The organism is Longimicrobiaceae bacterium, from assembly GCA_035936415.1.
Lineage (GTDB): Bacteria > Gemmatimonadota > Gemmatimonadetes > Longimicrobiales > Longimicrobiaceae > JAFAYN01.
Genome location: DASYWD010000551.1, coordinates 1 through 6743, shown reverse-complemented (window position 1 = coordinate 6743; position 6743 = coordinate 1). Strand labels below are relative to the sequence as shown.

5 protein-coding genes are annotated in these 6743 nt (G+C 75.0%); all 5 read left to right on the top strand.

What is annotated here, in order from left to right; all coding sequences use genetic code 11:
- Positions 1–1105 (top strand): N-acetylmuramoyl-L-alanine amidase (locus VGR37_22160; protein HEV2150118.1); only part of this gene is annotated, 1105 nt, incomplete at its 5' end.
- Between the two features lie 122 nt (positions 1106–1227).
- Positions 1228–4203, top strand: coding sequence for a hypothetical protein (locus VGR37_22155; protein ID HEV2150117.1), 2976 nt, complete (start codon positions 1228–1230; stop codon positions 4201–4203).
- Positions 4204–4282: 79 nt separating this feature from the next.
- Positions 4283–5980 (top strand): Ig-like domain-containing protein, encoded by a 1698-nt coding sequence (locus VGR37_22150; protein ID HEV2150116.1) that lies wholly within the window; start codon positions 4283–4285, stop codon positions 5978–5980.
- Positions 5981–6070: 90 nt separating this feature from the next.
- On the top strand, positions 6071–6379 hold the full coding sequence (locus VGR37_22145; GenBank protein ID HEV2150115.1) for a hypothetical protein: 309 nt from the start codon (positions 6071–6073) through the stop codon (positions 6377–6379).
- Entirely contained in the window at positions 6376–6690 is a 315-nt protein-coding gene (locus VGR37_22140) for a hypothetical protein (GenBank protein HEV2150114.1), read from the top strand. The genes VGR37_22145 and VGR37_22140 overlap by 4 nt, the downstream gene beginning before the upstream one ends.
- The last annotated feature ends 53 nt before the right edge of the window (positions 6691–6743 follow it).

Genomic DNA, 6743 nt, shown 5'->3' with positions numbered 1-6743 from the left:
CGTCCGCACCCGCCGTCCGGACGGCGCCATCGGCACCCTCGCCCCCGGGCCGGGGAACCCGTACCACTGGTTCTTCCCCGACGGCACCCGCCTGGCCGTGGCGGAGACGCGGGCCGGCGCGCACCGGGTCCGGCTCACCTCCGAGCTGTCGGTGTGGGTGGACACGGCCGAGGTGCAGCTCGCCCCGCCGGGGGCGCCGCTCCCGCGCGGCGCGGTGGGCGCGGTGCGGCTCACGCCCACGCGCGACTGGGTGGAGCTGCGCATCGCCACCTCCGACCGCCTCCCCTTCCGGGTGGAGGAGACGGAGTACGGCTTCACCGTCGACGTCTTCGGCGCCACGGGGCGGACCAACTGGCTCTACTACGGGGAGATGGACCCGCTGGTGGAGCACGCCGAGTGGGAGCAGGTGACCGACGAGCTGTACCGCGTGCACGTGCGGCTGTCGCAGCGCCCCTGGGGCTACCGCTCCCACTGGAACGAGCGCGGCAACCTGGTGGTGCGGCTGCGGCGGCCCCCGCCCATCCAGGCGCGGGCGCCGCTGCGCGGGCTGTACATCGGGATCGACGCGGGGCACCCGCCCGGAGGCGCCATCGGCCCGACCCGTCTCACGGAGGCCGAGGCGAACCTGGCGATCTCGCGGTACCTGGTGGAGATGCTGCAGGAGCGGGGCGCGCGCGTCCTGGTGACCCGCCCGGACACCGCGGCCGTGGCGCTGGGCGCCCGCCCGGCCGAGGCCACGGACTCCAGCGTGCACCTGCTGGTGTCCGTGCACAACAACGCCTTCCCGGACGGGGTGAACCCGTTCGAGAACAACGGCACCAGCGTCTTCTACAACCAGCAGCACTCGCGCGAGCTGGCCATGCACCTGCAGCGGGAGCTGCTGCGGGAGTTCGGGCTGCGCGACCTGGGCGTTGCCCGCGCCGACCTGGCGCTGGTGCGTCCCACCTGGATGCCCTCCGCGCTCACGGAGACGATGTTCCTGATGATCCCGCAGCAGGAGGCGGCGCTCCGGGACCCGCGCGTGCAGCAGCGGATCGCCCGCGCCCACCTGCGGGGGATCGAGGCGTTCCTCCGGGAGCGCGCCACGCGAGGGGACCGGGAGTAGGACGGCAGGAGAGAGGGTACGGGGGCAGCCTGCAACGGCGGACCCCCTCCCCCGGCCCCTCCCCGCAAGGGGGAGGGGAGCACAACGGGCGCCGACCCGTCGCACTTTCGCACTTCGCACTCATGCGCCTCCCCCTCGCCGTCCTCGCCCTCCTCGCCGCGCTCGCGGCGCCGCTGCGCGCGCAGCTCCCGCCGGACGCGCCCTGGCGGACGTTCGACACGGAGCACTTCCGGGTCTACTTCACCCCGGAGCTGGAGCCGCTGGCGCGGCGGGCGGGCGACCGGGCGGAGGCGGCGTACGCGCGGCTCGCCGCGACCTTCGTGCGGCCGCCGGGGGGAAAGGTGGAGCTGGTCGTCTCCGACCACGTGGACTTCGCCAACGGCTACGCCATGCCGTTCCCCACGAACCGGGTGGTGGTCTTCGCGCACCCGCCCACCAGCGAGCCCACCCTGGCGTTCTACGACGACTGGCTGGAGCTGCTCATCACGCACGAGCTGACGCACATCTTCCACCTGGACTACGCGGGGGGGATCTGGGGGCCGCTCCGCTCGGTGCTGGGGCGCTCGCCCCTGGTCTTCCCCTCGGTGGTGACGCCGGGGTGGGTCACGGAGGGGCTGGCGACGTACATGGAGTCGCGGCTCACGCGCGCGGGGCGGGTCCGCGGCACCATGCACGACATGATCCTCCGCACCGCCATCCTGGAGGACGGGTTCTTCTCCATCGACCGGGCGACGGGGACGCCCGCCACCTGGCCCGGGGGCTCCACCCGCTACGTGTACGGCTCGCTCTTCATCAACCACCTGGCGGAGCGGTACGGGCCGCAGCGGGTGGGGGAGTTCGTCCGGGTGGCCGGCGGGTCGCTGCTCCCGTACCGGCTGAACTACGCCGCGCGGCGCGCCTTCGGCGTCCCCTTCACCCGCGCGTGGCGCGAGTGGCAGCAGACGCTGCGGGCGCGCTACGTCCCGCTGGCGGACTCGCTGCGGCGGGCGGGGCTCACCGAGCCGGAGGAGCTGACGTGGGAGGGGAGGATCGCCAGCTACCCGCGCTGGTCGCCGGACGGGACGAGGCTCGCCTACTCGGCGGCCACGGGGCGGGAGGAGCCCGTCACGCGGGTGATCGTCCCCGGGGGCGGCGAGGGCGACTACGACCGGGTGCCGCGCACCACCCTGGGGCCGGCGTCGTGGATCCCGGGGACGGACTCGCTCCTGCTGGCGCAGCTCGACTTCGTGGACCCGTACCGCATCCACGCGCGGCTGTACCGCGCCGGGCCGGACGGGGACACGCGCCGCATCCCCGGGGCGGAGCGGCTCCTGGAGCCGAGCCCCTCCCCGGACGGGCGGCGCGCGGTGGCGCTCCGTACCGACGGGGGCACCAGCGTCCCCGTGGTGGTGGATCTCGCCACCGGCGCGGAGCGGGCGCTGGCGGAGCCGTCGCTGGACGTGAGCTGGTCGCTCCCCCGCTGGTCGCCGCGGGGCGACCGGATCGCGGTGTCGCGCTGGCGCCGGGGCGGCTTCTTCGACGTGGTGGTGCTGGACACCGTCGGGACCATAGTGCGCGAGCTGACCCGCGACCGGGCGGTGGACGCCGCCCCCGCCTGGTCGCCGGACGGGCGCTGGGTGCTCTTCTCCTCGGACCGCACCGGGATCGCCAACCTGTACGCGTACGACCTGGAGACGGACCGGCTGCAGCAGGTCACGAACGTCCTCACCGGCGCCTTCATGCCGGACGTGTCGCCGGACGGGCGCTGGATCGCCTTCTCGCACTACCGCGCCGACGGGTACCACCTCGCCCGCATCCCCTTCGACCCGGACGCCTGGAGGGCGGCGCCCCCGGTGCGGGCCGCGGCGGCGCCTGCCGCGATGGACAGCGCCGCGGCCCCGGGGACCGCCGGGGGGCCGGTGCGCGCGTACTCGCCGTGGAGGAGCCTCCTCCCGGCCGGGTGGACGCCCTACTTCGACGGGGGCGACGAGCTGGGGGCCGGGCTCGGCGCGGTGGTGGTGGGGGCGGACGTGGTGGGGCGCCACCAGTACGCCGCCGCGGCGCTGGCGTACCCGGAGGGCGGCGAGGTGAGCGCCAGCCTGGGGTATCGCTACAGCGGGCTGGGCGTCCCCCTGCTGGACGTTTCCGCCGAGCAGGAGTGGTCGGTGCTCTGGCCCGTGGGCACCGGCGTTCGCGTGGGGAAGGACTCGGTCGTGGCGGTCCCCACGGCGCTCCTGGAGCGCGACCGGCGCGTGGCCGCGGCCTTCACCTTCCCGCGGCGGCGCTTCCGCTCGTACGCCTGGACCAGCGTGGGCGGCGAATGGCGGGACCGGGAGTTCACCTGGGACGAGGGGGAGGGCCCGTTCCGGGCCCCGGACGTCCCGCCGGACCTGGGGGCGACCCTCACGGCGGGGATCTCCACGGTGCGGGCGTACGACTTCTCCATCTCGCCGGAGGACGGCTTCCTCCTCGCCGCCTCGGTGGAGGGGCACCGCTACACCCGCGGCTTCCGGGAGGGGGAGGATCCCAGCGGCTACCTGCGGGCCATCGCCCGCGGGCGGGGGTACCGCGGCTTCCCGGTGTGGGGGTTCGCGCGCCACGCGCTGGCGCTGCGGGCGGCGGCGGGCGCGGAGAGCGGGTCCCGCAGCCCCGGCTTCGGGGTGGGCGGGTCCAGCGGCGCGCCGAGCCCGCTCCCCTCGGCGCTGGAGGTGGACCTGGGGAACACGCTCACCTTCCCGGTGCGCGGCTACGCGGAGTCCACGCAGCGCGGCAACCGCGCCTTCTCCGCCACGGCGGAGTACCGCTTCCCCGTGGCGCTGGTGGAGCGCGGCTTCGCCGTGGTCCCCGTCTTCCTGGACCGGGTCTGGGGCGACGTCTTCGCGGACGCGGGCGGCGCCTGGTGCCCCGGCGCCTGCGACCCTCGGTTCGGTGCGGTGTCCCGCACCCTCGACCCACTCTACTCGGTGGGCGCGGAGCTGGCGGCGGACTTCACCTTCGGGTACTTCGTGGGGCTCACCCTCCGGGGCGGGATGGCGATCCCGCTCCGGGAGGCGCCGGGGCCGCGCGGGAGGCCCGCCGGGTCGCCGGAGTTCTACCTGCGCTTCGGCCGCTCGTTCTGACCGGGCCGTGCCACGGGGGGTTCTCGGGGGCGGCGCGCCGTGACGGTGCGCCGCCCCCCTTCGTCTACCCTCCGTAGTCGTGATCCACCGCGCCGCCCGCGCCACCCTGACCGCATCGATGATGGCTTTTTGTGAAAACGTCCGGCAGACGGCATCCCGCCTCACCCTGGTCCTGTGCCTGGGCGCGCTCCCCGCCGTCCTCGCCGCCTGCGACGACCCCGTCCGCTCCACGCCCGCCGCGGAGGTGCAGCTCTCGGCCTCGTCGCCCTTCCTGGCGGTGGGCGACACGCTGCGGCTCACCGCCGTGGCGAAGGATGCCTCGGGCGGGACGCTGGCGAACCCCCGCCTTTCCTGGAGCAGCAACAACGACGCGGTGGCGAGCGTGAACGCCGACGGCGTGGTGCGCGGCGTGTCGCCGGGGAAGGCGACGATCACGGCGACGTCCGGGACGGCGAGCGGAAGGGTGGAGGTGACGGTGGAGCCGCCCGTGGCGCGCGTGACGCTGGAGCCGGACACCACGCTCGTGATGGTGGTGGGGAACACGGTGGAGCTGCGCACCCCCACCGCGGACGCCGCGGAGAACGCCCGCGCCCGCGTCCTGGCGGTGCCGCGCGACGCCTCCGGCGGGGTGATGCTCGGGGTGGGGCTGCGCTACGCCAGCTCGAACGAGGCGGTCGCCACGGTGAGCGACGCCGGCGTGGTGCGCGCGGTGGCTCCCGGCACCGCGACCATCACGGCGCGGGCGGGCCATGGCGAGGGGCGCCTCATCGTCACGGTGGAGCGCCCGTACACCCTCACCTACCTGGGGACGCTGGAGGGGCTGGCGCAGAGCCGCGCCACCGGGGTGAACGAGCTGGGGCAGGTGGTGGGCTACTCCTATCCCGCCGAGTCGTCGGGAGCGATGCCGGCCGGAGCGCGCGGCTGGATCTGGCGAAACGGCGCCCTGACCGCCATCTCCCTCCCGGACACGCTGGGGCTGGGGGCCTCCCCGACGGTGCTCCCCTCCGCGGTGAACGACCGCGGGCAGTTGGCCGGCCTGGCCCAGGGGTCCGGTCGGAACGTCGTGTTCCGGTGGGAGGGCGGGAGCAGCGCGCTGGCCGTAATTCCCGGTCCGCGTGCCACCGTGAGCGACCTCAACGAGCGTGGCGAGGTGGTGGGCTTCTGGATCGCGGACTTCTGCACGCGCAACTGCACCGGAGGCGGCTTCGTATTCCGCGGCGGCGCCATCGACACGCTCAGCAACTACGGCCAGCTCCGCATCGCCCCCCGGGCGATCAACGACGAGGGGCAGATCACCGGGGCGCTCTTCCGGGTGGGCGCCGGGACCTCGTGGGAGCGCGCGGTGCTGCTGGAGAGCGCGGACGCGGACGTCACCTACCTCCCCACCAGCGACGTGGCGAGCCACGCCTTCGACGTGGACAACCGGGGGCGCGTGGTGGGCCTCGACTTCGTCGGCGGGCAGTTCCACGCCTTCTCATGGAGCCGGTCCGCGGGCCTGAGCCACCTGGGCACGCTCCCCAGCGCCAACATCAGCGTAGCCATCCGCACCTCCGAGGCGGGGCCGACCGTGGGGACGAGCAACTGCGCGGGGTGCACCGCGGCGCTCCCGGTGCTGTTCCGGAACGGAAAGGTGATCCGCATCGAGGACCTGTACGTGCAGGGCAACTGGGTCTTCGAGGGCGTGGCCGACATCAACGAGCGGGGGCAGATCGTCGGTCATGGGAGGCACCGGACCACCGGCGCCACGGGCGCGCTCCTGCTCACCCCGCCGCAGTAGCGCCGCGGCCGGCCCGGCACGGTTCCTGAAGGGCGGAGGGGTGTGAGACGGGGACCTCCCCGCATCCGCAACTTCAGGCAGGAGCGTACGATGGGCGGCAAACGACCCGACCAGTACAACATCGATCCCTCCGAAGCGGGGGCCACCGACTACGACCGCCTCCCGCAGAGCGGGCACGGCGGCGCCTTCAAGACCCCGGCGGAGGACAAGCAGCAGCTCGCCAAGTCCCGGGAGGACGCGCAGGCGGCGGGGATCCCGGTACCCGGCGCGAACCCGGCGCCCTCGGTGCACGCCCGCGCCGGCCAGCCCGTCGAGGAGCGGGGCGAGGAGTACGACGAGGGGCGGCAGCGCGAGGCGCTGGGGAACTCCGAGTTCGACGGGGACGAGGTGGGCGCATGAGCCGGAGCCTGGGCGAGGGGATCGGCGGCCCCACCACTCGCGCGGGGGAGCCCAGCCAGCCCGGCCCCCGCAAGGACGTGGGCGACGCGGAGTCGTCCCGGCGCCGCCCCCCGCACGTGACCGAGAGCGTGGAGGACGCGCCGGTGCAGGGGAGGGCGGAGGCGGTGGACATCCCCACCCTCCCGCCCAACGCGCACGGCGAGGACAAGACGGAGATGACGGAGCAGCCCGCCATCGACCCGACGAGCATGTACGAGCACCGCCCCGGCGAGGACAAGGACACCCCGCCGTCCGAGACCGGCGGGCGCTGACCCTCCATCCGCATCGCGGCCTCTTCGACGCGGCACCCGACAGCCGGGTGCCG

Excerpts from the sequence above, each read along its gene's own strand:
- VGR37_22140 (HEV2150114.1), top strand. The coding sequence starts at position 6,376 with ATGAGCCGGAGCCTGGGCGAGGGGATCGGCGGCCCCACCACTCGCGCG.
- VGR37_22145 (HEV2150115.1), top strand. The coding sequence starts at position 6,071 with ATGGGCGGCAAACGACCCGACCAGTACAACATCGATCCCTCCGAAGCG.
- VGR37_22155 (HEV2150117.1), top strand. The coding sequence starts at position 1,228 with ATGCGCCTCCCCCTCGCCGTCCTCGCCCTCCTCGCCGCGCTCGCGGCG.